The organism is Dermacoccus barathri, from assembly GCF_015070805.1.
Classification (GTDB): Bacteria; Actinomycetota; Actinomycetes; order Actinomycetales; family Dermatophilaceae; genus Dermacoccus; species Dermacoccus abyssi.
Window position 1 is genome coordinate 120814 of record NZ_JADCTK010000007.1, and the last position, 18092, is coordinate 138905.

Consider the following 18092-nt stretch of genomic DNA (forward strand, 5'->3'; position numbering starts at 1 on the left):
GGTTCCCTCAGCGACGGTGCGTGAGGCGACGTGCGGCGAGGGCGACCCCGACGCCGATCACGACGCCCACCCCGGCGCGCAAGAGGTGCGCGCCCGTCGTGAGGTCGTCGGCCACGAGGTTGGTGTGCCTCGGCCCACCCACGAGACCGACGAGAGCCGCGACGAGGGCTCCGCTCAGGAGGAGGACGGCGGGCGCCAGCATGAGCGCCGCGAGGATCGTGGCGCGCGAATCGACCCCGGGAACCCGCGAACCGCCCGTCCAGGCCTTGGCCACCTGCCAGTGCGCGGCGAGGAGCGCGAGCGCGGGCACGAGGCTCCACAGCGCGGCGCTACGGTTCCACCCGGTGAGCAGACCGACGGGCTCGACGACCCAGACCGCAACGGCACCGAGCGTCGCAGCGACGCCCATTCCAGCGGCGAGGACGAGCAGGTCGCGCCCGAACTCCTCGGTGAACGACGTCTCGTGCTCCTGCGTGGCTTCCCACATGGCCATGACCAACCCCCTGCAGTTGTTCGCTCGGCGTTCGCCGACCGCCTTCAACCCCTAGGACGCAGGGACGCCCCGTTCGGTTGCAACCGATCTGCATCGCGTGGGAACTGCTGCGCGGGGCTCGAGTCAGCCGGCGTGAAGCTGCGTGACGTCGGTGCGGGCACCACCTCGCACGAACCGCGGCAGGACGAGCGACAGCAACGCCGGAAGGAGCACCTCGTAGCCGCCCGATTCGCCGTCCCCACCGCCCGAGGTGGGAAACGCGACGAAGGCGACGATCTCGGAGAGCAGCCCCATGCTGAGGCCGAACGCTGCGAGGCCGTAGGCGAAGAAGGCAACGGCGCGCGTACCGAAACCGAGGGGCTGTCCCCGCAGCGCCAACACACACCCGATCGCCGAGACGAGAAGGAGGGCAGTGGCGATCAGGCCGATGACAGCCCGCTGGCCCGACGCTCCAGCGCTCCCGCTTCCACTGACGGTGGACAGCGCGACGTAGCGGTTGACGAGGGCCAGGGCGATCGCAATGACAACCGCCGCGACGGCGCTGCTCCACCCGAACCACGTCGGCAGTTCGTGCACCTGGCCGACGCCGCGGAGCACTGGGTTGCCGGCGTCAGGCACCGCCGACGAACTCGGCGCCACGGGGGCACTCTCGACGGCACTGTGCGGGGCCTGCAGGGTCTGCGACCGCGGTCGGCGTGCCGCTCGATCGCCCCGAGGCCGGCCACGAAACCGCCCGCGAGGGCAAGGTTGAAGCAGGTGAGGACGAGTGCGAGCCAGGCGCCATCGGGGCCGGCCAGGCCGAAGTCGTGGCCCTGCTCGCCGCCGAACGCACTGACGAGGAACCAGATCGCCGCCACGATGACGAGGACGAACGGGATCGTGGCGAAGGCACGGCCGAGATCGCCCACGCGCGAGGTCCACAGTCGCAACACGCACACGAGCGCTACGACGCCCGTGCCGACGCAAGTCACGACCGTGAGCGTCGAACTGAGGGCCGACGGGCCGTCGAACCCGTTGTTCGTGGCGAAGATCGCGACGAACCCGAACCAAGCCATGAAGAAGCTGACGACGGCCGCGAGCAGCACCGCCGGGATCGACGTACTGCGTCTCACGACGACGGCCCCGGGTCGCTGCGGAGCGCAGGCACCCTCTGATCGGTGGCCCTGCAGTGCGTCATCGGTTGCCCCTTCGCTCGTGGGTTCACCGTAGACGCGCCGCACAGCCACGCGGCGCCAACGCGCCGAACTGCCCTACTGCTCGCTCTGGGCGCGATCGAGCAGCTGCGCCAGGTGGATGCCCCGACGCTCCGTGAGGTCCGCGATCTGTGTTCGGCACGAGAACCCATCGGCGAGCACATCGGCGTCGGGACGGGCATCCATGGCCGGGAGCAACTGCTGTTCGGCGACCTTGACGGAGACCTCGTAGTGCCCCTGTTCGACGCCGAAGTTGCCGGCGAGCCCGCAGCACCCGCCGAGCTGCTGGAGGTTCGCGCCGGCGTCCTTGAGCAGCTTCGCGTCGGGCGACCAGCCCATGACGCCGTGGTGGTGGCAGTGCGGCTGGGCGACGACATCGGTGCCGCTCAGGTCGGGCGCGGTCCACGCGTCGTCCCCCGCGAGGAACTCCGCGAGCGTCGAGGTCGAGCGCGCGACGAGGGCAGCGTCCTCGTCTCCGGGCAACAGTTCGGCGGAGTCGCCCCGCAGCACGGCTGTGCACGAAGGCTCGAGTCCGATGACGGGCACGTGGCGGCGCGCGACCGGCGCGAGATCGCCCACGAGTCCGCGAAGTTGCTTCTTGGCCCCGTCGAGCTGGCCGGTGGAGATCCACGTCAGGCCGCAACATCCCGCGCGCTCGACGATGTAGGGCTCCCATCCCGCACGACGCAGCACGCGCACGGCGGCCTGGCCGACCTCGGGCGAGAAGTGATCGGTGAAGGTGTCGACCATGATGACGACGGCGTTCTCGCTCACCGAGCCCGCGCGGTCGGCATCCTCGAAGAAGCTCACATCGTGCGTGCGGCACCAGTCGCGGAACGACTCACGCGCCATCGCCGGAACGCTGCGGCGCGGGTCGACGCCGGCCACCTTCTTGAGCACCGGCACCTTCTGCGTCGTGGCCAGCGCGAGGTTGAACAGCCCCGTCGCGCGACGGCCCAGGCGAACCCACCGCGGCAGCTGACCGAGCGCATAGTGCGAGCGCGGCCGCACGCGCCCCTTGTACGTCTGGTGCAACACCTCGGACTTGAACGCCGGCATGTCGATACCGGTCGGACAATCAGAGGTGCAGCCCTTGCACGACAGACACAGGTCGAGCGCGTCGTGCACCTCCTTCGACTTCCAGCCGTCGCGCACGAAACCGCCGTCGAGGCCGCCGTTCACCATCTCCTGCAGGAGGCGGGCGCGGCCGCGCGTCGAGTCCTTCTCGTCGCCGGTGGCGGCGTAGCTCGGGCACATGACGTTCGTGGTACCGAGCGTGCTGGCGCGACACTTTCCGACACCGGTGCACCGGTGGACGGCCTTCGCGAAGTCGCCGCCGTCGTGGGCGTAGGCAAGAGCCAGGTTCCTCGTCAGGGGCGCGACGTGTGCCATTCGGACGTCGGCCGCAGCAGGGTTGGGGTCGACGAGAACACCGGGGTTGAGCAGGTTCGTCGGGTCGAAGATCTCCTTGACGCCGGCGAACAGCCCGAGTGCCTCCGGCGAGTACATCGAAGCGAGGTACTCGCTGCGGGCCCGCCCGTCACCGTGCTCGCCGGACATCGAACCGCCGTAGCGAGCTACGAGTTTCGCCGACTCACCGAGGAACTCGTGCAGCACATCGGTGCCGCCGGGGGCGCCGAGGGGGAAGTCGATGCGGATGTGCAGGCACCCGTCACCGAAGTGACCGTAGGGCAGGCCGGAGAGGTTGTAGCCGGCCATGAGTTCGTCGAAGTCACGCAGGTACGCGCCCAGCTTCTCCGGCGGGACGGCGGCGTCCTCCCAACCCGGCCACGCGGGCAGATCCTTGGGCGAGCGCCCGGCCAGGCCGGCGCCGTCCTCGCGCACCTTCCACAGGGCCGTCGACTCGGCGACATCGGTGACGACGCGTCCGTCGAGAGCATTGCAGCCGACGAGGCAGGCCTCAGCGCGCGCCATGACCTCGGCGTGGTCGTCACCCGCGATCTCGACGAGCAGCCACCCCGAGCCCTTCGGCAGCGCGGGCACGGCCTGCGCGCCGCGGCGAGCGATGAGCACGTCGACCAAGCGACGATCCATGCCCTCACACGCGATGGGGTCGAAGGCGCGCACGAGCGGTGCCGCGTCGCCGGCACTCGCCATGTCCTCGTAGCCGAGGGCGACGAGGACGCGGTGCGTCGGGTCGGTGACAAGACGCACCGTCGCCTCCGTGAGCACGCCGAGGGTACCCTCGGTGCCCGCCATGAAGCGGGTGACGTCGAAGCCGCGCTCGGGCAGGAGCGTCTCCATGGCGTAGCCGGAGACCTGGCGGTCGAAGCGACCGAACTCCTGACGGACCGTGGCGAGGTTGCCGCCGACGAGGGCGTCGAGCCGCTCGAGGTAGGGATGAGTCGACGTCAGCTGATCGCGCGGCGCACCATGGTCGAGGCGCAGCAACTCCCCTGCGGCCGTGGCCATCTCCATGCCGAGGAGGTTGTCGCTCGTCTTGCCGTACGCCAGCGCGCGCGACCCGCACGCGTTGTTGCCGATCATGCCGCCGATCGTGCACCGGGTGTGCGACGACGGGTCCGGCCCGAATCGCACGCCGTGCGGCACGACGGCCTTCTGCAGGCTCTGGTGTACGACGCCCGCCTCGACGACGGCCCGGCCTGCTGCGACATCGACGTCGAGCACCTTGTTCATGTGCTTGCTGAAGTCGAGCACGATGCCCGGGCCCACGGCGTTGCCCGCACAGGACGTACCGGCGCCGCGGGGCGTGATCGGCACCCCGAGCATGCGTGCGACGGCGAGAGTCTCCAGCACGTCGTCGGTGTTGCGCGGACGCACGATCGCCCGCGGCAGCACGCGGTAGAGGCTTGCATCGCTCGAGTAGGCGGCGCGGTTCGTACCGTCGACGAGAACGTCGCCCACCTCGTGGTGCCGCAGTTCGTGCGCGATGGTTTCGACATCGATCGTCGCGGCGTGAGCGGTCACTTCGGCGGCAGGCTTCGGCATCGTGGTCACGTCGCCATTGTCCCCGAGCACGCTCGTGGACGCGTCACCCTGTCACGAGTCAAGACGTCGCCTGCGCGCGTCTCAGTTCTGACACGTGATGATATCGTCCGGCTTGTACTTCGTGTGGATCTTCTCCGTACGCACGGTCGTCGAGCCCGACTTCAGTTCTCGGTAGACGTCGACGTCGAAGCCCGGAACACCGCCACCGACCGTGTTCTCACAACCCTTGACGTTCTTGACCGTGCGGTGCTTGGGCGACTGAATGTTGTACTTGCCGCTCGTGCGGGTGGCCACGTCGTACTTCTTCGTGCCGTAGAAGTCCATGACGACCTTGTTCGACTCGACGTGGGCCTTGATGAGAATGGGCTTGCCGGTGTCGTTCGTCCACTTGTTGTCAATACCGGGGTTCCAGATCGTCGCTTCGCGACCCATCGGGTAGCGCGAGATGTACACGGCGTGCGCCGTGTGCTCATCGAGCTGGACACCGGCGAAGAACGCCGTGTTGTACATCGTCGTGGAGACCTGCGAGACGCCGCCGCCCATGCCGTCGAGGTGCAGACCACCCTGCAGCGTGCCCGCTTCGACGTACCCGGATTCCTTCGTGAACTCGTACCCGAGCGCGCGCAGCAGGCTGAACTGCTCGCCCGGCTGGACGACGATGCCGTTGAGGCGGTTGATGGCCGTCGTGATGTTGTGAATGCGAGCCTGCTGGCTGGGGCCCGTGGGGAACGGCGACTCGAAGTGAGCCATGGAGGTGCTGGGCAGTGCCTCGACGTTGACGTCCTTGGCCATGACCGCCGGCTTCTGCTCCTTCATGGCGAGCGTGGCCTTGTGATCGCCCACGAGGGCGTCACCGACGATCTTGGCGACCTTCGACTCGTCGATCTCCTTACCCGAACGACCCTCGACGACGGACGGCTGACCGTCCTTCCAGACGACCTTGGCGTCGACTGCCGGAACGCGCATCTTGTCGCCGCGCGAGAGAACCGTCGTCAGCAGAGCCTCGGTGTCGACCTTGATCGCCGGCTTGCCGTCGGACCCGGTCGTGGAGGAGATGACGTCGGAGACCTGAGCCGGCGTCAGGGTGACGCTCTGTCCGTTGGCACTGACCTCCAGCGGGGCAGACATCGCCTTCTTGGCGTCGCCCTCCGCGAAAGCCTGCACGGCGTTGTCCGAGGCGTCGGAGTTCTTCTCGACGAGCTCGGTCGTGTAGTCCGTCTTCTTCGGCCAGCCGCTCGCGATGGCGTCGGCGACCTTTTTCTCGTCGACGCCGTGGCCCGGTGCCCCGTCGACGATGGACACCTTGCCACCGATGAACTTGACGCGTCCCTGCTTCGGAGCACCGTCGATCTTCGACTCCGCGGCCTTCTTGACCAAGGTCGTCAGGGCGGTTTTGTCGACGGAGTACACCGGCTCGATCTTCTCGCCTCCGCCGTTGATCTGATCGAGCAGTCGGCCCGGGGAGAGGCTGAACTCGGTGACGCCGTCGAGGGTCTTCTCGGCGTCGGGCTTCCACGCGGATGCCGGCGCCAGGTCGAAGGACTGATCGCCGGCCGTGACGTTCGCCTTCGTCGAGGCGTTCGGGTGCTTGAGCGTGAGGACCTGGCGGGTGGCCTGTTCGGACGTCATGCCACCGATGCTCTTGCCCGCGACGGTCGTGCCCTCGGGGATGGCGTCCTTGTAGTGGTAGCACGCGCCGACGTAGGCGGCCGCGGCAAGAGCGACGACACCGACGCCACTGCCGATGAGCAGGCCCTTCTTCCCTCGGCGCGCAGATGCGTTCCGTGCGTCGTCGCTCACTGAAACCCCTTGAATACCGTTCGTCGTGTGAACACCCATTGCAACACGAGTTCGAGGCTGCGGCGTGCACGCTGATGCTCGACGCGCCGCCGTTCACCCGAACGAGTGTCATACGAGGCGACCGAAGGCCCCGCGGTAGTACGTGAGGGCATCGCCGGGGTCGTCGCCGATCGCCAGCGACAGCACCTCACCGACGACGAGCGTGTGGTCGCCGGCATCGAGCGTGCTGGTCGTGCGGCACTCGAACTCTGCCAGCGCACCGTCGAGGAGGGCGACATCGGTGACCTCGCCGCGGTGGTGCGGGACGCGGTCGAGCTGCCCGTGCAGTGGGCGGCCACGCGTCGACAACCAACTCGCGGTCTTCTGAGCGTCCGCACCGAGCAGGGACACACCCCATTCGCCGCACTCCATGACGGCGTCCCAGAAGCGCGCCTCGCGCTCGACGCTGATGAGCATGAGGACGGGCTCGAGCGAAACGCTCGTGAGGGAGTTGACCGTCATGGCGTGATCAAGACCGCCGGCCTTCGTCGTGACGACGCTGACGCCCGTGGCAAATCGCCCGATGGCCTTGCGGTAGTGGTCCGGGTCGACCGGTTCGTGGTGGGTGCTCATCGCGTCACCAGGGGCGCTCGGTGGCCGTCGGTTCCCGGCCCGGCGTGCTCGCCGGGAGCCGCGACACCGACACGTGCACGCGCTTCGGCGTCATAGCGGGCGTACCCCTCACGGCCGGAAAGTCGCGCGGCGATGTCGTTGGACAGGGCGTAGACCTCGTCGGCCACGGTGACCTGCGTCCGGTGCGCTCGAAGCGCCCTGATCTGCGCGGTGACGGCCTGCTCGTCCACGACGGCGTGCGTCACCTCGGCGTCCTCCGCGACGGACGGCGGGAACGGGCCGTCGGCCGAGGGCACGAGGAAGCCCGTCTCCTCGAGGAACTGCGGGGAGCACATCGCGTGCAGCCAGGCCCGGTCCTCGACGGCCCACGAGCGCGGCGTCAGCGTGATGAACAGCTGCGGCTGCGTCCGCGAGGCCGCGACCGCGGAGACCGTGACCTCGTGGGTGCGGATGTGATCGGGGTGGCCGTAGCCGCCCTGCTCGTCGTAGGTGACGACGGCGTCCGGGGCGAGCGCATCGATGTAGGCGGCGACATCGGCTGCCACGGCGTCGACGTCGCAGCTCGCGAAGGCGCGCGGGTGCGCGGCGGACGGCGTACCGACCATGCCGGAGTCGCGGAACGCAGGCGCCGACTCGCGCCCGCTGACGCGACGGAACTCATCGTCGCCGAAGACGACCGACGAGGTGACGGCCGTGGCCTCCATCGCGGCGCGCAGTTCGTCGCGGCGCACCTCGGCCAGCGGGTCGGCTGCGTCAGGATCACGCGCCTCGTCTGCGGGAAGTTCGAGGTGCTTGAGGTCGTCGGGGATGACCTCGCCCTCCTCCCCGAGCGTGCACGTGAGCACGTGCACCTCGTCGCCCGCGGCGACATGATGGGCCAACGCGACGCCCGTCCACAGCGATTCGTCGTCGGGATGTGCGTGAATGAAGAGCAGACGGGCCATGAGGTCAACCTTCGTACGGGATCGATCGAAACGCAAAGCGTTCGTGAAGCGTCCCCGGCAACGACGAAGGCGGCCACCCCCGGAGAGGGTGACCGCCTTCAGCAGGCGCGGAGCGTCAGCTCTTGGCCGCGTTCTTAGCACGCGACGTGGCGCGAGCACGCTCGTTCGCGTTGAGCACGACCTTGCGGATGCGCACGGCGGTCGGCGTGACCTCGCAGCACTCGTCCTCACGGCAGAACTCGAGGCTCTGCTCGAGGGAGAGCTGCTTCGGCGGGATGACCTTCTCGAAGTTGTCGGCCGACGACGCGCGAACGTTCGTCAGCTTCTTCTCCTTGGTGATGTTGACGTCCATGTCGTCGGCGCGGCTGTTCTCGCCGACGATCATGCCCTCGTACACCTCGGTGCCCGGGGAGACGAACAGGACGCCACGCTCCTGCAGGTTGACCATCGCGTACGACGTGACGGGGCCGCTGCGGTCGGCGACGAGCGAGCCGGCGACGCGCGTCGTGATGACGCCGAACCACGGCTCGTAACCCTCGTGGATGCTGTGCGCGATTCCCGTACCGCGGGTCTCGGTGAGGAACTCGGTGCGGAAGCCGATGAGGCCACGCGCCGGCACGACGAACTCCATGCGGATCCAACCGGTGCCGTGGTTCGTCATCTGCTCCATGCGGCCCTTGCGGGCGGCGAGCAGCTGGGTGATGCCACCGAGGTGCTCCTCGGGGGTGTCGATCGTGAGGCGCTCGGTCGGCTCGTGCAGCTTGCCGTCGATCTCACGCGTGACGACCTGCGGCTTGCCGACGGTGAGCTCGAAGCCCTCGCGACGCATCTGCTCGACGAGGATGGCGAGCGCGAGCTCACCACGGCCCTGCACCTCCCACGCGTCGGGACGCTCGGTGGGCAGCACGCGCAGCGAGACGTTACCGACGAGCTCCTTGTCGAGGCGGTCCTTGACAAGGCGCGCCGTCACCTTGGTGCCGCGCTCCTTGCCGACGAGCGGCGAGGTGTTCGTACCGATCGTCATCGAGATGGCTGGCTCGTCGACCGTGATGAGCGGAAGCGGGATCGGGTTCTCGGCGTCGGCGAGCGTCTCACCGATCGTGATGTCGGAGATGCCGGCGACGGCGATGATGTCGCCGGGCCCGGCGGCCTTCTCGGACGGCTTGCGCTCGAGGCCCTCGGTCATGAGCAGTTCGGTGATGCGCACCTTCTGCTGCGTGCCGTCGGCCTTGCACCACGTGACCTGTTGGTTCTTGGCGATCTCGCCGTTGAACACGCGCAGCAGCGCGAGGCGGCCGAGGAAGTTGTCCGAGTCGAGGTTGGTGACGTGAGCCTGCAGCGGCGCCTCGTCGTCGTACGTCGGCGCCGGGATCGTGTCGAGGATCGTGCGGAACAGCGGCTCCACCGAGTCACCCTCGGGCAGCGTGCCGTCCTCGGGGCGCGTCATCGAGGCGATGCCGTTCTTGCCCGAGGCGTAGACGATCGGGAACTCGATCTGGTCCTCGTCGGCGTCGAGGTCCATGAAGAGTTCGTAGACCTCGTCGATGACCTCGCCGATGCGGGCGTCGGGACGGTCGACCTTGTTGATGCACAGGATGACCGGCATCTTCGCGTCGAGCGCCTTGCGCAGCACGAAGCGCGTCTGCGGCAGCGGGCCCTCGGAGGCGTCGACGAGCAGGACGACGCCGTCGACCATGGAGAGGCCGCGCTCGACCTCACCACCGAAGTCGGCGTGGCCCGGGGTGTCGATGATGTTGATCGTGACGAACTCGCCGTCAGCGAGCCCGGCGACGTCCTTGGCCGCCGGGCCGTTGTAATGGATCGCGGTGTTCTTCGCGAGGATCGTGATGCCCTTCTCGCGCTCGAGGTCACCCGAGTCCATGACTCGCTCACCGGTCGACTCGACCGTGGCGCGCTCGGCGAAGACGCCGGCCTGCCAGAGCATCTTGTCGACCATCGTGGTCTTACCGTGGTCAACGTGGGCGACAATCGCGACGTTTCGGACGTCGTTACGGGACTTCAAAGCCATACTTTCCATTGTCGCAGGGTTTTTCCGTGCTCGAGGACACGTCGTTCGGAGCATGACGAGGCACACATCGTCCGACACCTGCCGCGACCGCACGCAACGCTCAGAAGTGCACGGGGCCGATGGAGGTGGCGGAGGCGCTGGCGTCGGCGGCGTGAGCTGCGGCCGCTGTGGTGACCATGTCGGCGCTCCGGCGAGTTACACAAGGCTTTCCTACCTTGGCGCGGGGAGGCTGGCTCTTCACACTGACGATCATGACGAGTTCCGCACCTGCCGCGCATGCCGGAGAGCCGCATGATGCCACTCACGCTTCGACGTTGAACTGGCTGCGTGCCGGGGTGCTCGGCGCCAACGACGGCATCGTGTCCGTCGCCGGTCTCGTCATGGGTGTGGCCGGCGCGACGACGCAGCGCACGCCCATTCTCGTCGCCGGCATCGCGGGCATCGTCTCGGGCGCGCTGTCGATGGCAGCAGGCGAATACGTCTCCGTCTCCACGCAGCGCGACAGCGAGAGGGCCCTCATCGCCAAGGAGCGCTGGGAACTGGCACACCTTCCCGACGAGGAACTCGCCGAGCTGGCTGACATCTACGTCGACAAGGGGCTCGAGCCGGAGCTCGCCCGTCAGGTCGCGGAGCAACTCACGGCGAAGGACGCTCTGAAGGCCCACGCCGAGGCCGAACTCGGCCTCGATCCGGAGGCCCTGACGAACCCGTGGAGCGCCGCGGGCGCATCCTTCCTCGCCTTCGCGCTCGGTGCTCTCGTGCCGCTGCTCGCCATCCTGATGCCCCCGACGAACCTGCGGGTGCCGGTGACGGTCGTCGCTGTCGTCCTGGCCCTCGCCGTCACGGGTTTCGTCAGTGCCCGTCTGGGCGGCGCGGCACCCCAGCGCGCCGTCGTACGCAACGTCGGTGGCGGCCTGCTCGCCATGGCCATCACCTTCGGCGTGGGCGCGCTCGTCGGCACCGGCGTCGGCTGAGCCCGACACTGCCCGTCGTGTCACGTCTGCGACACGGCACCTGCGACCGGTCAGCCCTCGCGCGGGTCGACGAGGCCGGAGCCCTGCGGCGCGTGCGCCGGGTCGCTGCCCTTCTCGACGATGCGGTTGTCGCCGTCGACGAACACCACGCGGGGTTCGTGGGCGGCGAGCTCGTCCGGGCCGAACTGGCCGTAGGCGATGAGGATCACCGTGTCACCGACGCCCACGAGGTGCGCCGCCGCGCCGTTGATACCGATGCGGCCCTCACCGCGCGGCCCCTCGATGACGTAGGTGGTGAGGCGGTTGCCGTTGTCGACGTCGACGATGTCGATCTGTTCACCTTCGAGAAGATCTGCGGCCTCCATGAGGTCGGCGGAGATCGTGCACGAGCCGACGTAGTGCAGATCGGCATGCGTGACCGTGGCGCGATGGATCTTGGCGCGCATCATCGTGCGGAGCATGGCAAGCAACCTTCCTGGTGACCTGAGGATCGAGCGTGCGAGCAGTGGGGTAACGCGCACGGCCCCCGGTTTGTGCCCGTGAGCTCGACCACGCCTGTCGCACCATCGCGTGAACGCTGAACCCCGAGGCCTCGATCACGTCGACCCCCTAGACTACCGGTGCGAGACGCGCGACATAGTCGTCTCTCGAGCACGGCCGTGCGGGCGACGCGCCGGTGGGTGCAGCAGCCGCCGTCGCTTCGTTCCCCAGGCAGGTTCATCATGACTGAGGCCGACTACACGAGCCGTTCTGCGCGCCGTCGCGAGTCCGCGCGCTCCAACCCAGGCAAGCCCGTCGCTGCGGTGGTCGTTGCCCTCCTCGCCATCGGCGGTGGAGCGTGGGCCTGCAACAAGGCGGGGGACGACAACGGCGGTAACGGTGAGAACGCCGCCGCCAGTGGCGACAAGTGCGCCGGAGCCCAGATCACGATCACCGCGAACCCGACGCTGTCCGGCCCCCTCACGAAGGCGCTCGAGGGGTACAAGGGCGGCCAGGACGGGCAGGGCTGCGAACGCACATACGCCGTGCAGGCCGCCACGGATTCCGAGACCCTGCAGCAGATCGAGAACGGATCCCCCAGTGCCCAGATCTGGGTGAGCGACAACCCCGGCTCGTTCGACGAAGCCTCCGAGGCCGCCGGGACGAAGATCACGCCGGGCACCGCCTTCGCCTCATCGCCTGCCATCATCAGCGGGCCGAGCGCGCAGTTGAGGAAGCTGGGCACGGACGAGGCGGCATGGACGAAGATCCTGTCAGCCAACCCACCGCTGACCGTCGCCAACATCACGCGTGATCGTGCGAGCGCCCTCGCCGTGACCGCTGCGTCCCAGGCGCTGGGCACCGACAACTCCAAGGCCCGCGAGGTCTTCGGCCGGCTCGCGCTGACGGCCCGCGACAGCATTCCCTCGGACGCTCCGCACGTGACATCCGAGGCCGCCCTGGCGGCTCGCAACGCGAAGAGTTCGACCAAGCTCTCCGAGATCGGACTCGAGGGCGGCTCTCCGCTCGTCAAGGTCTCCGCGGCCAAGCTCATCGCCGACGACCCGCAGACGGACGCGGCGTACAGGGACCTCATGTCGCGCTTCACCTCCGCCGAGGGCCAGAAGGCCTTCGCTGCGGCCGGGTACCGCACCGCAGACGGGTCGAAGCCGCCCTCGAATGCGCCCGCAGGCGCCGACGCGGTGCGAGCTACCTCCGGTGCGAGCGACGAGAGCGTCAGCCAGGTCGTCGCCAGCTGGGCCGAGGCCACCAAGCCGCTGCGTCTGACCACAGTCGTCGACGTGTCCGGTTCGATGCGCGAGAAGACCCGCGGCGTCAGCCGTATCGAGGCTGTCTCCAAGGCGACGAAGCACGGACTCTCCCTGGTGCCCGCATCGACGTCCATCGCCGTGTGGGAGTTCTCGACGGAGCTCGACGGCAAGAAGGACTACGAGGAGCGCATTCCGATGTCGCCGATCTCCGACCCTGCCAAGCTCAAGCGCATCCAGGCCTCGATCGACACCCTTCCGCAGCGGGTCAAGGGCGACACCGCTCTCTACGACACCATCTGGGCCACCTACCAGGCCGCCCAGAAGGACTACAAGGACGGCCAGATCAGCACGGTCCTGCTCGTCACGGACGGCCGCAACGACGACCCGAAGGGCGGCCTGTCGCTCAGCGAGCTCAAGAAGAAGCTGCGGGACGCCGTCGACCCGAAGCGCCCCGTCGACATCTCGACGCTTGCGATTGGCGAGGACGTCAACACGAAGGAACTGAGCGACATCGCGAAGATCACCGGCAGCGGTGGTACGGTCTACACGGCCAAGACGCCGCAGGACGTGTCGGCCGTGCTCGCCGCGTCGTTGCAGAACCGCTCGAGCAACTGATCGTTCCCGCTGATCGTTCGCCGAAGGGCACGCGCCGCAGCTCGCGGTGCGTGCCCTTCGGCGTCCCGCGTCGACATGATGGGATGAGCCCATGCCCACGCTCGACGACCTCACCGCTCTGACCGGGCGCACCTTCGCCGCGGTCCTCTTCGACAACGACGGCACGCTCGTCGACTCGACGCCGGCCGTCGAACGCTCCTGGCTCGCGTGGGCTCGCGAATACGACATCGATCCCACCCTGCTCGGTCGCCACCACGGGGTGCCTGCGGCCGGCATCATCGCGAGCATCGCCCCGCACCTCGACGCACGGGCCGCGCTGGCGCGCATCACGGAACTCGAGGTCGCCGACACGGACGACGTCCGTGCGATCGCGGGCGCCGTCGAGGCCGTGGAGGCCATCGGCCCGAAGCGCTGCGCCGTCGTGACGTCGGCGACGCGCGAGCTAGGCCTCGCCCGACTCGCCGCAGCGGGGATTCCGTTGCCCGACGTCGTCGTCACGTTCGACGACGTGGAGCGCGGCAAACCGCACCCCGATCCCTTCCTTCTCGCGGCCGAGCGTCTCGGCGTCGACCCTGCCGAGTGTCTCGTCGTCGAGGACGCTCCGAGTGGACTCACAGCCGCCACAGCCGCCGGGTGCGCAACCCTCGCCCTCACCTCGACGACGCCTGCCGAAGCACTCGACGCCGACGCCGTCGTCGCATCCCTGGCGTCCGTACAGTTCGTTCCGGGCTCCGAGGGCGTCGCGCTCGAATCCCGTTGACGCCCGGTCGATCACCTGGCGTTCACCCGGCCCACCTACGGTGGATTCATGAGTGATCGAGTCGTTCTCATCGGCGCCGGCGACGTCGGCGTCGCCTACGCCTACGCCCTCGTCAACCAGGGCCTCGTGCACGAGTTGTCGATCATCGACATCAACGAGCAGAAGGTCTTCGGCGAGGTCATGGACCTCAACCACGGTGTCGTCTGGGCACCGACACCGACCCGCGTCACCGTGGGCGAATACGCCGACTGCGCGGACGCCGACGTCGTCGTCATCACGGCGGGCGCCGCACAGAAGCCCGGCGAGACCCGCCTCGACCTGGTGGGCCGCAACGTCGAAATCTTCCGTTCCATCGTCGCCTCGGTCATGGAGACAGGCTTCGACGGCGTCTTCCTCATCGCCACGAACCCCGTCGACGTCATGACGTACGCGACGTGGAAGTTCTCCGGCCTGCCGTCGGAGCGCGTCATCGGTTCCGGCACCGCGCTCGACACCGCGCGCCTGCGCTTCATGCTCGGTGAGCTGTACGACGTGGCGCCGACGTCGGTGCACGCCGCGATCATCGGGGAGCACGGCGACACCGAGGTGCCCGCGCTGTCGTCGGCGAACGTGGCCGGTGCTCCCCTCTCGCGGGACCTCGACGCCGTGCCCGGCCGACGCGACGAGATCGAGCGCATCTTCGACGAAACACGCACCGCCGCCTACCAGATCATCGACGCCAAGGGCTCGACGTCGTACGGCATCGGCATGGCCCTTGCGCGGATCACCCGGGCGCTCCTTCGCGATGAGTACGCAGCCATCCCGATCTCGACGTACCTGCAAGGGCCCTACGGCGTCACCGATCTCTACCTCGGTGTGCCTGCGGTACTGGGGCGCAAGGGTGTGCGCAGCGTCGTCGAACTCAGCCTGACCGACGCCGAAGCAGCCGGCCTCGCCCACTCGGCCGAGGTGCTCGGGCGCATTGTCGACGACGCGAACCTGCGCGCGACCTGACGAACGTCGCGGCGGCCAAGCAGCCACGACGAAGCCCCGGAGACAGCCTTGGCGTCTCCGGGGCTTCGCGTGTGCGGGTCAGGCCGACGGGTGCGTCATGTCGGCAGGCACGACCCAGGCGTCGAAGTCCTTCTCCGAGACCTCACCGGAGGCGACTGCGGCCTCGCGCAGCGTGGTGCCCTCCTTGTGGGCCTTCTTCGCGATGGCGGCCGCCTTGTCGTAGCCGATGTGGCGGTTGAGGGCCGTGACGACCATGAGGTTGGAGGCAAGGTTCGCCTTGATGCGCTCGCGGTTCGGCTCGATGCCGCGTGCGCAGTGCTCGGTGAACGAGCGGCACGCATCGGAGATGAGGCGGATGCTCTCGAGCACGGCGTGCGCCATGACGGGCTTGAAGACGTTGAGCTGGAAATTGCCCTGCGAGCCGGCGAAGCCCACCGTGGCGTCGTTGCCGAACACGCGCGTCGCGACCATCGTCATGGCCTCGGCCTGCGTCGGGTTGACCTTGCCCGGCATGATCGAGCTGCCCGGCTCGTTCTCGGGGATGTTGAGTTCGCCGATGCCGTTACGCGGGCCGGAGGCCAGCCAGCGCACGTCGTTGGCGATCTTCATGAGCGCGCCGCCGAGCAGCTTGAGCGCCGAGGAGACAGCCACGAGTTCGTCGTGGGCCGAGAGCGAGGCGAAGAGGTTGTCGGCCTGACGGAACTCCTGGCCGGAGATCTCGGAGATCTTCTTTGCGGCGAGCTTGCCGAAGTCCGGGTGGGCGTTGAGGCCGGTGCCGACGGCCGTGCCCCCGATGGCCAGAGCGCGCGTGGCCTGCTCGGCCTGACGCACCTGCTCGAGCGCGAAGTCGAGCTGCGCCACCCAGCCACCGAACTCCTGTCCGAGCATGATGGGCGTCGCGTCCTGCAGGTGGGTGCGACCGACGCTGACGATGTCGGCGAACTCCTCGGCCTTGGCGGCCAGCACGTCACGCAGTTCGGTGACGGCCGGGTAGAGGCGCTCGACGAGATCGAGGACGACGGCGATGTGCATGGCCGTCGGGAAGGTGTCGTTGCTCGACTGGCCGCGGTTGACGTGGTCGTTCGGGTGCACGGGCTTCTTCGAGCCGCGCTCGCCACCGGCGAGTTCGATCGCACGGTTGGAGATGACCTCGTTGGAGTTCATGTTCGACTGCGTGCCCGAGCCGGTCTGGAAGACGACCAGCGGGAACTGGTCGTTCATCCGACCCTCGATGACGTCGTCAGCCGCACGCTCGATGAGTTCGGCGACGTCGGCGGGCAGCTGGTCGAGTTCGGCGTTCGCCTGGGCCGCAGCCTTCTTGAGGATGCCCAGGGCCCGCACCATCACCGGACCCCACACGAAGGTGTCGCGGCCGATGTCGAAGTTCTCGATGCTGCGCTGGGTCTGAGCACCCCAGTACGCCGCCTCGTCGACCTCGATCTGCCCCATGCTGTCGGATTCAGTACGCGTAGCCATACCTTCACTCTAGGCACGCTCCAGCCCCCACTTCCACACGCGGTGCGGCCTGCGGCCGGGCGACGCAGAAGCTCGCCCCGATAGCCTTCGGCCAGGACCCCAGAGCGCTTCGAACGACGTGGCGCGGGAGGGCTCGGGGAATGTCAGACTGGCGCCATGTCCTACTCCGAGTACTTCGCGTCCGACCAACTCGACACCCCCGCCACCGAGGACGAGATCGCTCACGCCGAGGAGGCCCTCGGCGTCACGTTCCCCGACGACCTGCGTGCCTTTTGGCTGACGTCAGCCACCTTCAACGGCCAGGTACTCACCGCCGACGGCGGTCCTGGCCCGTACCTGCGTGTGCTGCACCCGAGTTCGGTGACGAGGGTGGGCGAGGCGTGCGTGTTCGGTCGCGGTGAGGACTGGGATTTCGGTGTCGTTCCCGGCCACCCGACGCGCTGGGTCGACGTCGAACGCGGCACGGGTGAGGAACTGAGCGAACTCGGCGCGACGTTCGTCGGTTTCCTCGAGTCGCTGCGCGGCGAGTTCGAGACGGAAAACAATCTCCTCGACTGAGCGACATAGTTCCACGGTTCACAATTTGTAACTTTATTGTGACCTCGCTCACGCACTCTCTTTGCATCGCCTATGTAAGCGTTGTGGGCACTCACGACCCCACCTCCCGGGGTCGACGCGAAAAAGAGGCATGAAAATGACCCGACCGACGCTCCGCCTCGCCGCTGCCGCGGCCGGCACGACCATGGCTTTCGCGCTCGCCCCCACGGCAGGCGCCTCCCCCACGGTCGACAAGCCCGAGTACATCGTCGGAGGCTCCCAGGCCTCCAACCCGTCCGTCGTACAACTCGTCTTCACGCAGGACGGCGGTCAGTACGGCTGCACCGGCGAGGTCATCGCCGCGCAGTGGGTCCTCACCGCACGTCACTGCACCGAGGGCAGCAGCCGGATGAAGGTCTACACCTCCAACTCGACGACGAATCCCGGCACGCCGGTCTCCGGCGACCGCCTCGTCAACTCCCCCTACGGAGATGTCGGACTCGTCCACCTCGCCAAGCCGGTCGGCGCCAACCCGATGCCGATGGCCAACTCGTACACGGCGCAGCGTGGGCAGACGGGCGTCATCAGCGGCTACGGCCTTCGCGCCAACAGCCAGCAGTCCACCGGCCTGTTCAAGGCGAACGTCACCGTCCTCGGCTCGAGCACGGATGCCTACCGCGGCCGCGCGATCCACGTCCAGGGCATCGACGGCGCCTCGAACCACGGTGACTCCGGAGGCCCGCTCGTCATCAACGGTCAGATCGTGGGCGTCTGCTCGACGGGCGACACGGCCGACCCGGGCAGCAACATCCACGCCGGTTCGAACTACTCCAACATCACCGGCCACCGCGCCTGGATCCGTCAGACCGCGGGCGTCTGAGCCACGACCACGATTGACGAGGGGCGCCGCACTCACGACGAGTGCGGCGCCCCTCGTTCGCGCCA

At 68.4% G+C, this 18092-nt stretch carries 15 protein-coding genes; 6 read left to right on the top strand and 9 right to left on the bottom strand.

The annotated features are described in order from the left end of the window. Positions 1-7 precede the first annotated feature (7 nt). The 7 genes from IM689_RS13195 to typA form a co-directional block, all read right to left on the bottom strand. A complete protein-coding gene (locus IM689_RS13195; RefSeq protein WP_193644331.1) occupies positions 8-493 on the bottom strand; it encodes a hypothetical protein in 486 nt (161 codons plus the stop codon). A 123-nt stretch (positions 494-616) separates the two neighbouring features. Next, the gene (locus tag IM689_RS13200; protein ID WP_193644332.1) at positions 617-1132 is read right to left on the bottom strand and encodes a hypothetical protein; all 516 of its coding nucleotides are present in this window, start codon (positions 1130-1132) and stop codon (positions 617-619) included. A gap of 611 nt (positions 1133-1743) precedes the next feature. Beyond that, positions 1744-4656, bottom strand: a complete 2913-nt coding sequence (locus tag IM689_RS13205; RefSeq protein WP_193644367.1) for an FAD-binding and (Fe-S)-binding domain-containing protein — start codon at positions 4654-4656, stop codon at positions 1744-1746. A gap of 81 nt (positions 4657-4737) precedes the next feature. Then, positions 4738-6456, bottom strand: a complete 1719-nt coding sequence (locus IM689_RS13210; RefSeq protein WP_193644333.1) for a VanW family protein — start codon at positions 6454-6456, stop codon at positions 4738-4740. Between the two features lie 108 nt (positions 6457-6564). Further along, a complete protein-coding gene (locus IM689_RS13215; protein WP_129662533.1) occupies positions 6565-7068 on the bottom strand; it encodes a flavin reductase family protein in 504 nt (167 codons plus the stop codon). After that, the gene (locus IM689_RS13220) at positions 7065-8012 is read right to left on the bottom strand and encodes a PIG-L family deacetylase (RefSeq protein WP_193644334.1); all 948 of its coding nucleotides are present in this window, start codon (positions 8010-8012) and stop codon (positions 7065-7067) included. Before IM689_RS13220 ends, IM689_RS13215 begins: the two co-directional genes overlap by 4 nt. A gap of 115 nt (positions 8013-8127) precedes the next feature. After that, positions 8128-10041 (bottom strand): translational GTPase TypA, encoded by a 1914-nt coding sequence (gene typA / locus IM689_RS13225; RefSeq protein WP_193644335.1) that lies wholly within the window; start codon positions 10039-10041, stop codon positions 8128-8130. A gap of 251 nt (positions 10042-10292) precedes the next feature. Here typA and IM689_RS13230 point away from each other — a divergent pair, with 251 nt between their 5' ends. Further along, complete coding sequence (locus IM689_RS13230; protein ID WP_193644336.1) at positions 10293-11015, top strand: VIT1/CCC1 transporter family protein; 723 nt, start codon at positions 10293-10295, stop codon at positions 11013-11015. 50 nt (positions 11016-11065) lie between these two features. Here the strand turns inward: IM689_RS13230 and panD are convergent, their stop codons facing one another. Continuing rightward, on the bottom strand, positions 11066-11476 hold the full coding sequence (gene panD, locus IM689_RS13235) for an aspartate 1-decarboxylase (RefSeq protein ID WP_118912186.1): 411 nt from the start codon (positions 11474-11476) through the stop codon (positions 11066-11068). Between the two features lie 261 nt (positions 11477-11737). On the opposite strand from panD, the gene IM689_RS13240 reads away from it, so the two are divergent. From IM689_RS13240 to IM689_RS13250, 3 genes are all read left to right on the top strand, one after another. After that, complete coding sequence (locus IM689_RS13240; protein ID WP_193644337.1) at positions 11738-13381, top strand: VWA domain-containing protein; 1644 nt, start codon at positions 11738-11740, stop codon at positions 13379-13381. A gap of 91 nt (positions 13382-13472) precedes the next feature. Beyond that, positions 13473-14141 carry an HAD-IA family hydrolase gene (locus IM689_RS13245; RefSeq protein WP_193644338.1) on the top strand — a complete coding sequence of 223 codons (669 nt, stop codon included), beginning with the start codon at positions 13473-13475 and terminating at the stop codon, positions 14139-14141. Between the two features lie 48 nt (positions 14142-14189). Beyond that, positions 14190-15134, top strand: coding sequence for an L-lactate dehydrogenase (locus IM689_RS13250; protein WP_193644339.1), 945 nt, complete (start codon positions 14190-14192; stop codon positions 15132-15134). A 78-nt stretch (positions 15135-15212) separates the two neighbouring features. Here the strand turns inward: IM689_RS13250 and fumC are convergent, their stop codons facing one another. Then, positions 15213-16610 carry a class II fumarate hydratase gene (gene fumC, locus IM689_RS13255; protein ID WP_193644340.1) on the bottom strand — a complete coding sequence of 466 codons (1398 nt, stop codon included), beginning with the start codon at positions 16608-16610 and terminating at the stop codon, positions 15213-15215. 156 nt (positions 16611-16766) lie between these two features. Between fumC and IM689_RS13260 the strand changes: the two genes are divergently transcribed. Together IM689_RS13260 and IM689_RS13265 are read left to right on the top strand one after the other, a co-directional pair. Beyond that, positions 16767-17168, top strand: coding sequence for an SMI1/KNR4 family protein (locus IM689_RS13260; RefSeq protein ID WP_193644341.1), 402 nt, complete (start codon positions 16767-16769; stop codon positions 17166-17168). Between the two features lie 136 nt (positions 17169-17304). After that, complete coding sequence (locus IM689_RS13265; RefSeq protein ID WP_193644342.1) at positions 17305-18027, top strand: S1 family peptidase; 723 nt, start codon at positions 17305-17307, stop codon at positions 18025-18027. Positions 18028-18092: the final 65 nt, after the last annotated feature.